17 protein-coding genes are annotated in these 14,096 nt (G+C 63.8%); all 17 read right to left on the reverse strand.

The annotated features are described in order from the left end of the window. Nucleotides 1–372, reverse strand: a complete 372-nt coding sequence (locus FZZ90_RS03205; protein ID WP_226424303.1) for a hypothetical protein — start codon at nt 370–372, stop codon at nt 1–3. Beyond that, nucleotides 369–1,250 carry an acetyl-CoA carboxylase, carboxyltransferase subunit beta gene (gene accD, locus FZZ90_RS03210; protein WP_226424304.1) on the reverse strand — a complete coding sequence of 294 codons (882 nt, stop codon included), beginning with the start codon at nt 1,248–1,250 and terminating at the stop codon, nt 369–371. The genes FZZ90_RS03205 and accD overlap by 4 nt, the downstream gene beginning before the upstream one ends. A gap of 53 nt (nt 1,251–1,303) precedes the next feature. Further along, a complete protein-coding gene (locus FZZ90_RS03215; protein ID WP_226424305.1) occupies nt 1,304–2,101 on the reverse strand; it encodes an A24 family peptidase in 798 nt (265 codons plus the stop codon). Beyond that, nucleotides 2,089–2,376, reverse strand: coding sequence for a hypothetical protein (locus FZZ90_RS03220; protein ID WP_226424306.1), 288 nt, complete (start codon nt 2,374–2,376; stop codon nt 2,089–2,091). The genes FZZ90_RS03215 and FZZ90_RS03220 overlap by 13 nt, the downstream gene beginning before the upstream one ends. Before the next feature lie 67 nt (nt 2,377–2,443). Continuing rightward, a complete protein-coding gene (locus FZZ90_RS03225; RefSeq protein ID WP_226424307.1) occupies nt 2,444–3,346 on the reverse strand; it encodes a phosphoribulokinase in 903 nt (300 codons plus the stop codon). A gap of 64 nt (nt 3,347–3,410) precedes the next feature. Beyond that, nucleotides 3,411–4,484: a 3-isopropylmalate dehydrogenase gene (leuB, locus tag FZZ90_RS03230; RefSeq protein ID WP_226424308.1), complete on the reverse strand. Its 1,074-nt coding sequence runs from the start codon at nt 4,482–4,484 to the stop codon at nt 3,411–3,413. A 32-nt stretch (nt 4,485–4,516) separates the two neighbouring features. Next, on the reverse strand, nt 4,517–5,560 hold the full coding sequence (lpxD, locus tag FZZ90_RS03235) for a UDP-3-O-(3-hydroxymyristoyl)glucosamine N-acyltransferase (protein WP_226424309.1): 1,044 nt from the start codon (nt 5,558–5,560) through the stop codon (nt 4,517–4,519). Nucleotides 5,561–5,595: 35 nt separating this feature from the next. Further along, nucleotides 5,596–6,669 (reverse strand): glutamate 5-kinase, encoded by a 1,074-nt coding sequence (gene proB, locus FZZ90_RS03240; RefSeq protein ID WP_226424310.1) that lies wholly within the window; start codon nt 6,667–6,669, stop codon nt 5,596–5,598. Further along, complete coding sequence (locus FZZ90_RS03245; protein ID WP_226424311.1) at nt 6,666–7,187, reverse strand: YqeG family HAD IIIA-type phosphatase; 522 nt, start codon at nt 7,185–7,187, stop codon at nt 6,666–6,668. The genes proB and FZZ90_RS03245 overlap by 4 nt, the downstream gene beginning before the upstream one ends. Beyond that, nucleotides 7,175–7,729, reverse strand: coding sequence for a DUF3727 domain-containing protein (locus FZZ90_RS03250; RefSeq protein ID WP_226424312.1), 555 nt, complete (start codon nt 7,727–7,729; stop codon nt 7,175–7,177). Before FZZ90_RS03250 ends, FZZ90_RS03245 begins: the two co-directional genes overlap by 13 nt. A gap of 20 nt (nt 7,730–7,749) precedes the next feature. After that, a complete protein-coding gene (gene ruvX / locus FZZ90_RS03255; protein WP_226424313.1) occupies nt 7,750–8,226 on the reverse strand; it encodes a Holliday junction resolvase RuvX in 477 nt (158 codons plus the stop codon). Beyond that, nucleotides 8,226–9,257: a hypothetical protein gene (locus FZZ90_RS03260; RefSeq protein ID WP_226424314.1), complete on the reverse strand. Its 1,032-nt coding sequence runs from the start codon at nt 9,255–9,257 to the stop codon at nt 8,226–8,228. The genes ruvX and FZZ90_RS03260 overlap by 1 nt, the downstream gene beginning before the upstream one ends. 37 nt (nt 9,258–9,294) lie before the next feature. Then, nucleotides 9,295–10,455 (reverse strand): F420-0:Gamma-glutamyl ligase, encoded by a 1,161-nt coding sequence (locus FZZ90_RS03265; protein ID WP_226424315.1) that lies wholly within the window; start codon nt 10,453–10,455, stop codon nt 9,295–9,297. A 64-nt stretch (nt 10,456–10,519) separates the two neighbouring features. Next, nucleotides 10,520–11,086 carry a thylakoid membrane photosystem I accumulation factor gene (locus tag FZZ90_RS03270; RefSeq protein ID WP_226424316.1) on the reverse strand — a complete coding sequence of 189 codons (567 nt, stop codon included), beginning with the start codon at nt 11,084–11,086 and terminating at the stop codon, nt 10,520–10,522. Between the two features lie 15 nt (nt 11,087–11,101). Then, nucleotides 11,102–12,697: a DUF3685 domain-containing protein gene (locus FZZ90_RS03275; protein ID WP_226424453.1), complete on the reverse strand. Its 1,596-nt coding sequence runs from the start codon at nt 12,695–12,697 to the stop codon at nt 11,102–11,104. 68 nt (nt 12,698–12,765) lie between these two features. Then, nucleotides 12,766–13,134, reverse strand: coding sequence for a Fur family transcriptional regulator (locus tag FZZ90_RS03280; RefSeq protein ID WP_226424454.1), 369 nt, complete (start codon nt 13,132–13,134; stop codon nt 12,766–12,768). A gap of 128 nt (nt 13,135–13,262) precedes the next feature. Next, entirely contained in the window at nt 13,263–14,030 is a 768-nt protein-coding gene (gene hisA / locus FZZ90_RS03285) for a 1-(5-phosphoribosyl)-5-[(5-phosphoribosylamino)methylideneamino]imidazole-4-carboxamide isomerase (protein WP_226424317.1), read from the reverse strand. Nucleotides 14,031–14,096: the final 66 nt, after the last annotated feature.

Below are 14,096 nucleotides of genomic sequence, written 5' to 3' on the forward strand. Positions count from 1 at the left end.
TCAGCTGGGGAGGGGTTCAGTACAGACAGCCTTAATCACAGAGATGATCAGCCCGTCATCCCCGGCAGGCTGCCATTGGGCGCGAAATCGCGGCAAACCATTCACTTGTTTATCGCGATACAGCTCCTGGGAGCAGTCCAGTTGCATGACATAGAGCTCTCCGGAGGGTTGATCCTCGTCGTCGGTGGCCGCTGGAGTGAAGCGGCTCAGCACGGTTCGATATCCATCCCGATCAATGCGCACACTGCCGCGGTCCCACCACTGCTGACCCGCATCGGTAGCGGGAACCTCGATCCATTCCACGGGGCCAGCTAGCACGGGGGCGACCCAGCAGAGCAAGGCCAGGATCAAAACAAGTCCAGCTCGGATCATGCGCTGGTGAGCTCCATCGGTTTGCAGCCGTGCAGGCGCAGAAGATTGGCCAGGGCGGGTCGCAGCTGGGTGCGGGGAACGATCGTGTCCACGAACCCATGCTCCTGCAGATATTCAGCCGTCTGGAAATTGTCGGGCAGCTTTTCCCGCAAGGTCTGCTCAATCACCCGGCGCCCAGCGAAACCAATCAACGCTTTCGGTTCCGCCAGGATCAGATCGCCCAGCATGGCGAAACTGGCGGTCACACCTCCCGTTGTGGGGTGGGTGAGCAAGGGCATGTAAAGCAGCTCAGCTTCGCGGTGGCGTTCCAGCGCGCCAGAAATCTTCGCCATCTGCATCAGGCTGAGCATCCCCTCCTGCATCCGGGCACCGCCGGAGGCACAGACAATCAGCAGCGGCAGCTTGCGGGCGGTGGACTCCTCGATCAGACGGGTGATTTTCTCCCCGACCACGGAGCCCATCGATCCCCCCATGAAGCGGAAGTCCATTGCTGCCAGGCCCATGGGGATGCCTTCCACCCGGCAAAGCCCAGTGACCACACCATCCCGCAGCCCCGTTGAGGCCTGACTCTCCCGCAGCCGGTCGGCGTAGGCGCGCCGGTCTTTGAATCCGAGAGGATCCACCGGTGCCAGATCCGCATTCAGCACCTGGAAGCTGTCGGGATCCGCAATCAGTGCGATGCGTTCAGCACTGTCGATCCGGTGGTGATAGCCGCAGTTGGCGCAAACACTGGCATTGAGTTTCAGGTCTTTGAGATAGACGACCTGACCACATTCCGGACATTTGCTCCAAAGACCATCGCCTTCATCCGGTTCCTGCTTGACGTTGGCGACGTACTGACCCTTGCGGCGATCAGCAAACCAATCGAACAGAGACACACAGGGCCGTCAGCTCACACCATTAAAAGCCGGCCCGGGAATAGAGCTGGTCATCAAGCGCCCAACAACATCAACCAGGTGCTCCACCACCACTGCGGACCGGTCAACCAGACCAACCAAATGCCCAGGGCGATGAAGGGCCCGAAGGGGAATGGTTCCCTGGGGCCCAGCCGGCCACTAAGGCGGGCGATGCTTCCGACCAATGCTCCCGACACAACCGCAAGGGCCATCGCCGCTGCAATGCCCCCGGGGCCCAGCCATGCCCCACCCAACGCCGCCAACTTGGCATCGCCCAGGCCCAGCGCAGGCTGTCCCAACAACCGTTCGGCCAGGGCACTGAGACCTTCCAACAGCAGCAAGGCCAGCACCGCGGCGATCAAATGGCTCGCCAGGAGAGGGATCCCAGCAGCAGTGCTGACGAGCAAGCCCAGCACCACCCCCCAGCGGCACAGGGGCTCCGGCAACCAAAGGTGATCCAGATCGATCAACACCAGCGGCAACAGCAGCGCGATCAAGAGGAGACCAGCCCAGGGGAGCCAGAGATCCGGCAGCCCCCCTCCAGCACCAGGCCAGACCAACAGCGCCGAGATCCAGAGGCCGGCACTTAGGGCTTCCACTGCGGGGTAACGCCAGCTGATCGCTGCATCACAGTCGCGGCAGCGCCCCCTCAGCAACAGCCAACCGAGCAGCGGGAGATTGTCATACCAGCGGATGGCATGTCCGCATTTGGGGCAGTGGCTGCCGGGGAAGACCACCGATTCCTGGCGAGGCAAGCGCCAGGCCACCACGTTCGTGAAGCTGCCGACGCAGGCGCCCAGCAGGCCGGTCCAAACCAGGATCAACCCCTCCATCGAGCCCGACCACGGCTCGTGCGCCCCCGGATCAGATCGATGGCAATGAACTCTTCATCCGGCAGAAGAACAGGTGTCTCGAAGACCACCCGACCATCGGGTTCCTGTGGATCCACCACCACGCCGAGGGGTTCCTGCCCTGCAGGACTGCTGGAGAGATAAGCGAAATAAACGCGACGGGCTTGAGCGATCAGAGAGCGGCTGTCAATGCGGTCCCAACGGGGAGTCGACGGCGCCCCCGAGGCTCCACGGATTTCAAAGGAGGGCGTTGACAAAGAAATAGAGCCCACCTGATCACTCAGATGGACCCATTGTAGAGACGATTGTTGTAAGGAGAAGCGCTCAGCTGACCTTGTTCTTCTCTTCGATCATGCGGTGAATGATCGGGGTGAGAATCAGCTCCATGGCGAAGCCCATCTTGCCGCCGTTCACCACGATGCTGGTGGGGCTCGACATGAAGGAATCGTGGATCATGTTCAGCAAGTAACCGAAGTCGATCCCCCACTTCTCACGAGCACCTTTGCGGAAGTGGATGATCACGAAGCTTTCATCCGGGGTCGGAATATTCCGGCAGATGAAGGGGTTGGAGGTGTCAACTGTGGGGACCCTCTGGAAATTGATGTCGGTCTGGCTGAACTGAGGGCAGATGTGATTGATGTAATCGGGCATCCTGCGCAGGATCGTGTCAACGATGGCCTCAGCGGAATAACCACGCTCAGCGTTGTCCCGGTGGATCTTCTGAATCCACTCGAGGTTGGTGATCGGCACCACACCCACCAAGAGGTCGGCCAGGGCGGACACGTCGTAGCCCTCGCCCTTCACACCGCCGTGAAGGCCTTCGTAGAACAACACGTCAGTGCCTGAGGGGATGTCTTCCCAAGGCGTGAACTGACCAGGCTCGAGGTTGACGCCAAGACGGGCGTTGTGTTCAGCAGCTTCTTCGACGCTGTGAAGGTAGTAGCGCTTCTGACCAGCACCGGTTTCGCCGTAGGTGCGGAACAGTTCCTCGAGCTTGTCGAAGAGGTTGGCCTCAGGGCCGAAGTGGGAGAAGTTCTCACCCTTGGCCAAGGCATCCGCCATGGCCTTTTTCATGGGCATCCGCTCGTAGCGGTGGTAGCTATCGCCTTCCACCACTGCAGGGGTAATGCCTTCCCTTGCAAAGATGTGCTCGAAGGCGCGCTTGACGGTGCTGGTTCCAGCTCCGGAAGAACCGGTAACAGCGACAACCGGATGACGCTTCGACATCGACGCAGGGACTACGGGCCCGGCGATCCTGCCAGATCAGGGCCCGATTGCACCAATCTCGGGCTTAAAGAGCTTTAAGCAATTGCTCACCCATGGCGCGACAACCCAGCTGGGTGCAGCCTTCTGCCATCAGATCACCGGTGCGGAAGCCACCGGCCAAAACAGCATCGACGGCCGCTTCCAGATCATCGGCAGCCGCGGATTCTTTCAGACCGATGCGCAGCATCATTGCGGCCGACAGCACCATGGCCATGGGATTGGCTTTGTCCTGACCGGCGATGTCGGGGGCAGAACCGTGCACAGGCTCAAACAGACCAGGTCCCTCACTGCCAAGGGAGGCCGAGGGCAGCATGCCGATGGAGCCGGTGAGCATCGCCGCCTCGTCGCTGAGGATGTCTCCGAAGAGGTTGCCGGTGAGCAGCACATCGAACTGGCGTGGATCACGCACCAGCTGCATCGCCGCGTTGTCCACATACATGTGACTCACCTCCACACCGCCATAGGTGGGCGCCATCGCATCAACCCGGTCCCGCCAGAGCTGGCTCACATCGAGCACATTCGCCTTGTCCACCGAGCAGAGCCGGCCCCGCCGTTCCTGGGCGATCTCAAAGGCCACCTTTGCAATCCGATCCACCTCCGAGGCTGAGTAGGTCATGGTGTTGAAACCGCGCTCCTCCCCCTCGGTCTCGATGCGTCCCTTGGGCTGACCGAAATAAATCCCCCCCGTGAGTTCCCGCACCACCATCAGGTCCACACCTGCGATCACCTCACGCTTGAGGCTGCTGGCATCGATGAGGGCCGGAACAATCTTCACCGGCCGCAGATTGGCGAACAGCTCCATGCCGGCGCGCAGGCCAAGCAATCCGGTCTCCGGACGTTTCTCGCGGGGAAGGCTGTCGAAGCGGGGGCTGCCGATGGCGGCGAGCAACACCGCATCGGCAGCCTTGCAGGCCTCAAGGGTGCTGGCAGGCAGCGGCTCACCGGTGGCATCGATAGCGCTGCCGCCGATGGGCTGTTCCTCAAAGCTCAGCGAAAAGCCATGGCGCTGGCTCACCACCTCCAGCAGCTGGCGGGCGACAGCGGTGATCTCGGGGCCGATGCCATCACCGGGAAGGAGAACAACGCGGTGCTGAGCCATGACGGTGCGGTGCGGCAGGTCGACCGCTGAGGTTACTGAGGGGTGTCGCGCTTGAGCTCCCGCAGGGTCTTGGCCATCTCCGGCAACTTGCTGAAGGCGGCGGAACAGCGCAACCAGAGACGATTCGGGATCGCGGGATAGCCACTCACCACCTCTCCGGGGGCTACCTCACCGTGAATGCCGCTCTTGGAGCTGGCGATAGCACCGTCACCCACCACAGCGCGGTTGGCGACCCCCACCTGGCCCGCCAGGATCACCCCCTGGCCGATCCGGGCTCCCCCGGCGATGCCCACCTGGGACGCGAAGGCACAGCCACGCCCGGTGGTGACGCCATGGCCGATCTGCACAAGGTTGTCGATCTTGGTGCCGGCACCAATGCGGGTCTCCCCCACGGAGGGGCGATCGATGGTGGTGCCGCAACCCACCTCAACAGCGTCTTCAAGAACCACCTGGCCTGTCTGCGGCATTTTTCGCCATCCTTTCGCCGTCGGCACAAAGCCGAAGCCCTCGGAGCCGACCACGGCGTTGGAATTCACCACACAGCCGCGCCCGAGACGGCTGCCGGGGTGCAGCACGGCATTGGCGTGCAGCTCGCAGCCATCACCCACCACCACGTCGTCGTAGATCACGACACCCGGATGAAGGATGCAGTCAGCGCCCACACGACTCCCCTCACCGATGCAGACCCGCGGGCCCACCGCCGTGCCAGGGCCCACCACAGCCCGTTCATCGATCACCGCCGAGGGGTGAATCTCCGCCAAGGGCCGGCGGCGGGGATGCAACTGATCGAGGGCTTCAGCAAAAGCCAGACGCGGATCGGCGAAGACCGCAAAGGCGATGCCACGCTGCGACGCCAGATCAATCAGATCCTGTTGATCGGGCAGCAACAAGGCACCCACGCCGCTGGCGCCCAAAACCGCCGTAAGGGCATTGCCCTTCTCCAAAAAGCTGAGCTGCGCGGTTGAGGCCTGATCGAGCGAAGCAGCACCCTCAAGCCATGGGTCCAAGCCCGCCTGGCTCCAGCGCAGGCCTGCATCACCGGTCTGCAGAACCTTGATCAGGGTGCTGAAACGCATGGAGGCCAGGGCAGACGGCCGGATCGTAGACGTGGTTAACGGCTGCGAAGCACCAGACCATCGCGATGCACCACCACCGGGGAAGAGTCCCCCGGAGATGGGTCATTCATCGCGGCCCGTAGCTGGTCGCTGTCCATCGAACAGAGGCCGCGGCCCAGGTCCTCGCCCTGGGGGTCCAACAACTGAACGGGTTGATTGGCGGCGAAGTCGCCCCGCACCGCCGTCACCCCCACCAGCAGCAGAGACGCGCCACGGTGCTGCAGCGCATCACAGGCCCCCGCATCCAGCTGAAGTTCACCCTCAGGCCGAAGCACGTGGGCGAGCCAACTGCGTCGATTGCCCAGGGGTTCGGGGTGGGGATGGAACACTGTCCCCCCCCGTTCCCCCTGCAACAAGGCCTCGAGGCGAGCTGGGTCGCGGCCATCGGCGAGCTGCACCGTGATGCCACTGGCGGTGGCGATGCGGGCTGCCGCCAGCTTCGTGGTCATGCCCCCGGTGCCCCAGCGACCACCGTCGCCGGCCCCCTGTTCCAGCTGGTCAAGGTCGCGGGGGTGGCGAACATCCGAGATCGGTTCGGCGTTGGAATCAACCCTTGGATCGGAGGAATAGAGGCGATCAACATCCGTCAGCAGGATCAATTGCTGCGCTTCAACGGCGGCGGCGACCAAAGCCGAGAGGGTGTCGTTGTCGCCGAAGCGCAACTCCGCCGGCGAGAGGGCATCGTTCTCGTTAATCACCGGCAGCACCCCCCAGCTCAGCAGCTGCCGCAAGGTGCCCGAAGCGTTCTGATAGCGACGGCGATCGGCCAGATCGGAGCGGGTCAGCAACACTTGAGCCACGGAATGACCGTGGCGTTCCATCGCCCGTTCATACAGAGCCATCAGCGCGCCCTGGCCGATGGCTGCAGCGGCCTGCAGGGCTACCACCGTCTCAGGTCGGCTGGTGAGAGCCAGCTTCTGGCAGCCCAGCCCGACGGCACCACTGGTGACCAGCACCACCTGGTCCCCCCGGGCCATGGCCCCTGCGAAGCAGCGGGCGTAGCCATCAATCGTGGCGGCGGTCTCCCCCCGAAGCAGGCTGGTACCGATTTTCACGACCCACAGGGTCATGCTGAAGGCGCCCCCATGACGCGTGCCATGGCGCGTTCAAACCGCTGCACCCGGTCATGGCGGCAAGGCTTGCCGTCCTCTCGAACCGGTCGCACCAACACTGTGTAGAGCCCCATCCGGTTGCCGCAGAGCACATCCGTGAACAGGCGGTCTCCGATCATCGCGATCGCCTCCGGTGGCAGCGAGAGATCGCGAACCACCCTGCGCAGGGCGCCACGCCGGGGCTTGCCAGCACCGAAGGTGAAGCTGACCTCCAGCTGATCAGCCACGGCAGCAATCCGATCGCGGGAGGGGTTGTTGCTGAACAGATGCAGCTGAAGGCGGCGGCCGGCATCCACCATCCAGTCGCGCACCGGCCCTGGCAAGGTCACATCACGACCGGGCAGGAGAGTGCGGTCGACATCGATCACGGCGGCCCGCAGACCATGGGCCGTGAGGTGGGGCAGCGAAAGCTGGGCAATGGTGAGATGCGGATCCCAATCAGGGGTCAACCAACGCTGTGCCGTCACTCCGGCCATTCACGCTCCTCCAGTTCGGCCTCAATCAAGGGTTGAACGCGATCGAGCTCATCGTCGCTCAGCAGCACCGCCTGACCATCCACCATCCGCACCAACACCAGGAAAGGATCGAGCGGGATGTAGAGGCCGTATTCCTCCGCTTCGACCATGAAGCTCACCAGCAGTTCAAAGGTCTCGGCGTCCTCATCAACGTCGTCGTCCTCCTCCAGCTCATCGAGCTCGTCCTGATCCGGCTCCTCCAATTCACCACTGACGGTGAGGGTGATCGCCGATCGCACCAAGACCAGGTCGTGCTCCTGCAGCACCACATCAGCCACCGAGAGAATCGGCTCGCTGCTAGCGACTTCCGTGATCGGCACCGGCTCAGCATCGTCATTGAGCCGAAACAGCGACACCGGTGTGTCGACCGGCGAGAGCAAGGCGTAGTCCTGCCCCTCGATGGGGATCAGATGCTCGAGAAAGCACAGCAGGTCATGGCCCTCGCGGTCGCGTACCAGCAGGGTGGGGTGATCGCTGCTCTTACCGGGACCCGACTCAGACATCGACGCGGCTATGACTGGGCTCAGGATCCACCATCGCCAGCCCCGGCGCCCGACCTTGAGGCACTCTGTTGGGCCGGTTTGAGCTCCGGACCATCCGCAAGCCACTGCTCCAGCAGCAGGGCAGCAGCTGCACTGTCCAGACGCCCGCTGCGGTCGCCCGTCAACCCGAACTGTTCACCGGCCGCCCAGGTGCTGCTGTGTTCATTCACCCAGGCCAGGGGCAGGTCAAGGGCGGCGGCCAGCCGCAGGCCGTAACGCTGGCAATGCTCCGCCTGGGCCGTGGGCTGGCCCGCGGCATCCAGGGGCAATCCCACCACGAGCCCCTGCACCGACCGTTCGCGGCAGTGAGACCGCAGAACGAGCAGATCGGCATCAAAGCGACCGCGACGCAGGGCAGCGAGGGGCGTGACGCTGATACCGAGGGCATCGCAGCCGGCCAGGCCGATGCGCCGCCGGCCCACATCCAGGCTGAGGATCGAACAGGGACGCGGCCGCATCAGTGCCGATCACCCAGGCTTGGCGTGGGCAGGGGTGTGCCCTGGGGCCGCAAACGGCCCAGCACCTGATCGAGCGATCGGGTCAGCTGCAGGTTGCGCTGGGGTGACTGACGCCGCCACATGCTGCGTCCGAGCAGCAGCAGCTCTTCGCCGCGGATCCACCCCTCCGCCTCCAGGATCCGGTTGAGGGGTGCATCGTCAAACGCCGTGAGCAGCCCGCGGGGGCGGCCGCGCTGAATGATGCCGTTCAAGACGTGGGGAAGGGCCTGATCCAGCCGGGGATCCCAGGCGACATCACGCATCAGCTCCAGGAAACCGGCCTCGCCCGCGTCGGGAAGGCGGATGCAGCCCGCAAGAACAGCGTCTCCGGCCATGAGCACGCCGCAGCCGGGTCCGTTCCGATCCAGCAGATCCAGCCAATGGCGGTCGGTGATCTGACGCAGGTGGCTGTGGCTACCGCCCTGCTCAATCGGCCACAGCAACTGGGCGGTGCGGCGGTTCAGTGCCGCCCAACGCAGACCCGCAGGCAGCTGATCGCTGCCCGTCGACTCAACCTCGCCACCTGGTGGACACCAGCACTGATACGGGCGAAGCGGTTGAAAACCAAGCTCCCGCAGCAGGGCGATGGCATCGGCATCGGTGGCCGGACAGCGGATCACCCAGCTGCAGATCTGGGCCGTCCAGGACAGCAGGGCCTGCTGAAGCAAGGATTGCTGAATGGTGCGATGGCTGTGATCGTCCACCGGCCCCAGCAGCTCCGGCAAATGGAGGATCCAGCAGCTGCCGCGGCGGTTGAACGGCCGCGCCACCACACTGGCCACCGGGCGATCAGCCTCAAGGGCCATCAAGCAACGTGGCGAGCGGCTGGGGAGCAGATCAGGGAAGCGCTGCTCGACTCTTGAAAGCCATTCACCGATCAGGAAGCCCTGAAACCGTGAGAGCTGATCGATCGGCGCGTCTTGCACCCACTGCGCCAGGTGGGCCGGATTGAGGGGCTCAATGCGGATGGAGGTTGTCTTGGGTTCTGTCACCGGACACCCTCCACCCCAACTGTTCACAATGTATCGCTCATTCCAGGCCTGGCCGCACCAAGACAAGGGGGGTGCGCTCATTGGCATTGCCAGCGGGATTGGGGCGCAGGGCCCGGCCCAGCAAGCCCTCATCACAACCTGGGCTGGAAGCCAGCACCTTCACACGGCCGAGGTCATTGACGTCGACGATGGCAACGTCAACTCCGAGTTCAGCAGAGGCATCACGACAGAACTGCTCGGCCCGGGATGGACCCAGAACAATGGTCTGGTCGTAGGGCGGTGTGGTTCCGGTGATGTCGTCGATCAAGCGGGCCTGGTCACCGGCGAGGCGATAGAAGCCCCCGGGGATGCCCACCAGCTTCATCAGCAGCCCCCCCAGCCAGGCTGCAAGCACCCGGGTCGGGCCCACCAAATCGATCAAGGTCTGCATACCGCAGGCCGTGGCCAGGCTGCTGGTGGGGTGGAACACACGGCAAGCCAGACGCGCCACCATGCCGGGTTCCACCTCACTTGGATGGCGGTAGCGACCCTGGATCACAGCCACGGGGGTCTCGCCAATGGTAAGGATGTCGCCGGGCTGGACTAAATCAGCGGCATAGGTGCGCAAGACGTCAATGGCGTCATCCAGGGGTCCGAGCAGGTGGGTGCGCAGCGGCAACACACGGCACCCTTCCCCCTGGCGGAAGTGGGCTTGATCGGGCTGCAGGGGGTCCGGACGGGTCAGGGGAACCAGCACGCCCTGACGGCGCTGCAGGCGACCGAAGGGTCCGTAATTCACCCAGTGGGCATCCACCCAGAGGCTGTCGACCCGGGCCGATGGCGTTGGTCCGGTGATCTCGATCGAAACCCGGGCACGCGTGGTCTTGCGTCCTTTAACGATGTAAGCCGCCCAGTAGCCGTCCGCCCGGGTCTCCTCATCGGGATGGTCGGCAGTGATCCGCGTTTTCACCTCCAGACCGGCGGGGTCGGAGGACCCCAGCAGCACGGGCTCGACCCGCAGCTCCGGCACAAAAACCTCCATGCGGGGGTGGGGGTTGCTGATCTCAAGCACACCTTCGATCCGGAGCCGCCCGCCCAGATCATCGACGCGCCAGTCGCGAGGCGTCATCCTCAACGGCGAGGCGGGTCTTAGGCGGTGGCGGAGCTCCAACCAGGCCACAGCGAGTCCAAGGCCTAGCGGAGCAAGCAGCAGCGACACAGCGGATCCGGCTCAGCGACCGGGACAACTGGGCGGCAGCGTAGGCGCCATGGAGATGGGCGTCTCAGTTGGCGGTGACTTCGATGTTCACTTCGTTGAAGCTGCCTTCCTGATCAATCCGCCCCAGATCGGGAGCGGGAAGACCGGTGGAGGCGCTAATGGCGTCGTTGATCGCCGCCAGGGGAACCTGACCGTTCTGATCGAGAACAACCCGGCCATCGGTGCCGATCACCACCACCTGCGGAATGGTTCCAGACCAATAGGTGGCTGGATCACCGGCACCCAGCGCTTCTCGGCCCTGCAGCGGATCGGTGGACAGCGGCAGCAGATCAATGCTGCGGCCCCAAAGCCGTTGCAGTTCAGACACCACCGGAGCGAAGCGTTTGCTCACGGCACTGTCATCCAGGTAGTAGACGATCACGGCCGTGCGTCCCTCAGCGAGGGACTCCTCCAGGGTGTTTGCGGGAGGCACCAACGAACCGTTGCCGGCATAGAGGGCATAGATGTTGCCGTCGTAGCTGTCACTGTTCAACACAGCGGCGGCTGGAGCGACATGGAGCAGCAGCGCGATCGAAACGGTGATCAGACAGCGCACCAAAGCAAGCATCAAGCCGAAGCAGCGGATCGCCATTGTGGACCCAGGGACCTAACCGCGGCCGAAGCTGCGTCCCATGCCCTGGGCGATGCCCCGCCCAACTAGACCGATGGCGCGACCCAGCACCTGAGTGAGCAGGATCACAGCAAGGTCGCCGATGCGGCGCACCAGGGCCTGCACCTGCGGTGCGAGGGCATCCCTGGCTTCCAACAGCAAGGCCACCTGCCGCTGCCACCAACCCAGCTGATTGAGCTCTTTGTCGCGGGGCTCAGTCAGTAGAAGCGGTTCGATGCGACCGGAGCGCAACTGAAACAGGGTGCGCTGGCTTTCGTAGAGCTGAATCGGGCGCTCAACCCAATCCGCCCAACGCAGCTGGGTGTTCAAGCGATTCCTGAGGCGATCGAGTTCCCGGGTCGCCAGGAGGGGATCCCGCAGCAGATAACGACGCAGCTCTGGCCAGTCACCACAAGCATCGAGCAGTTCGGCACCAATCAGTTCAGCCGTCCGCACCAGCCAATTGCTGACCAGGGTTTCCAACTGCAGGAAGGCCCTGGGGTCATCGGCCGGCAGCAGCAAACCATTCACCAGCATCGGCTGATCGGCCACCAACGGGGCCAGCATTCCGGTTGGATCCGGCAGCTCGCCGTCCGCACCGGTGAGATCAGCACGGCTGAGCAGCGATGCCACCACCGGTTGCAGCTCGCCGTCGCAGGGGATCTGGACGTAGCTACCGGCCAAAGCGGTCAGAGCCTGCTGTCGCAACTCGGGCTGCAGGGCATCCCAGGCTTGGGCTATCGCATTGCTGTCCTGGCGGCTGCGCAGGCGCTGCAAGACCTGATCAAGCTGTTGCAGCAGAGCCAGAAGCAACTCCCGGCGGCGATCCGGGTGCAGGCCCTCAATCGCCAGCAGACGGCCGGTGGAATTGGTCAATCCCGCCTGAACCGATGCATCGATGCGGTCTCGGATCGCATCCCAAACCGCAACGGCATTGCGTTCACGCAGGCTGATCGCCGTGGTGGTGGGTGATCCATCGCTGGACACAGATGGGGCCAAAGGTTCTGCATGCTCGAGGCCCATTTGCAGCGGCCCCCAGAGCCAGAGCAGCAAACCCTTGGCGAAGCGCAATTCACGTCGGCGCCCCTGGAGCAGAAGGAACAGCAAGGGCTGCTCCGGGGGTGGATTGAGCAGGGCCTCCACCCGTTGGAGGTCGCGGCTGACCTGCTGCAGGCCACTGACCAGCAACCACTGCCCCAGGCCCATGGTTTGACCCTGGTTCTGGGTCTCCGAAGCAGCCTCAAGGCGAATGTCGCGCCCACCCTGCAGCAAAGTTTCAATGGCGTTCTGCAGGCCCTCGGCATCAACGTTTTGAAGCAGGCCGGCGGCCGGCAGCTCCAGCAGCTGTTCCCGCGACAGACGTAGCTCGCTGGGCAGCAGCAACAACACCGGGGCGGGCTGCCAGCGCTCCTGCAGGGCGAACAGCTCCTGCTGAATCGCCGACAATGAGGCCACGGTGTCGATCGACCAGATCACCAGGGCAGGGGAGCCCGTCAAGCGCTCAGGACGAAGCACCACCTCCCAATCGGTGCGGGCGGAGGTGAGTTTCAGCGCAAGCGACTCCCCGAGCAGATCCGGAGCGAGCAGCAACATCCGCACCGGCGAAGGGGAGGTCAAGGGTTGAACCCGAAACAGTTGGGCTCAAGGTAACGAGCTTCTGCTCAGTTCTCCAGGGTGCGGCGGCCGTTCAATTGCAGGGTGTACGACTCGATGCGAAAGCCGGTGCGCTGTTCGATCTGACGCAATAGGTCGTCGGGAAGAACAACGTCGATGTCTTCGATCGAACCGCTGTCCAGACAGGTGAGATGGCTGTGGGGATCACTCCGGTAGCCGTACAGGCGACCACTGGCGCGGTCGAGACACTCGATCACCCCTGCCGACTGCAGGGCTTCGAGGTTCTGATACACCGAGGTATGGCCGATGCTGCGACCCCTCAGGTTCAGTTGTTCAAAGATGTCGCGAGCACTGAGGTGGCTCTTTTCGCTCCAGAGCAGGTCGAGCACCATGCGCCGCTGACGGCTGAGGCGCATCCCCAGCCCCCGGCATTGCTCGAACACCTCCTGCAAGCTGCCCGCGAGGGACGGCGAGCTGTTCTTGCCGGCTGCTGCTCTTACCACAGAAAGGGCCTTCTGCATCAACCATAAGGCCCAAGGCCAGCTCAGGCGATGTCTGCCGCCACGGCAGTGACGTCCTGAAGCCTTGCCTCACCCAACGCGGCGATGGCCTCCGCCAGGTCAACACGGCCGTCGTAGAGGGCTCGGCCAACGATGACTCCTGTCACACCAAGGGGCTCCAAGGGCAGGAGCGACAGGAGATCGGCCATACAACCGATGCCACCGGAGGCGATCACCGGAACAGCGCTGCATTGCGCCATGGTTCGCAACGCCTCCAGGTTGGGGCCGGCGAGGGTCCCATCGGTAGCGATGTCGGTGGTGATGATCGCCGCGATACCAGCGGCACTGAACTGCTTGGCCAGATCGGTGGCCAGAACATCGCTCTGCTCGATCCAGCCCCGGGTGGCCACTCGGCCATCGTTGGCATCAATGCCAACAACGATGCGGCCGGGATGACGTTGGGCCAACTCCTGGACCAACTGCGGCTGTTCAATCGCCACCGTGCCGAGGATGACCCGATCCAGACCACAGGCGATCAACTCTTCGGCACGCTCAAGCGAGCGCACACCACCACCGAGCTGAACAGGGATGTCGAGGGCGGAGGTGATGGCCCGCACCGCTGCGTCATTGATCGGCTCTCCCCGTTTGGCGCCATCAAGATCCACCAGGTGCAGACGGGTTGCCCCCTGGCTCTGCCAGCTCAATGCCTGAGCAACAGGATCCTCACTGAATCGGGTCACCTGGTCGTAATCCCCCTGGTGGAGCCGGACGCAGGCTCCATCGAGCAAATCAATGGCGGGAAGGATCTCCATCGGGGGCGGACCAGAGACCCTCCATCCTGCAGCGCCACGCTTCAATAGCTGCGCTTTTCGGGCCCA

The organism is Synechococcus sp. MU1617, from assembly GCF_020514235.1.
Classification (GTDB): Bacteria; Cyanobacteriota; Cyanobacteriia; order PCC-6307; family Cyanobiaceae; genus Parasynechococcus.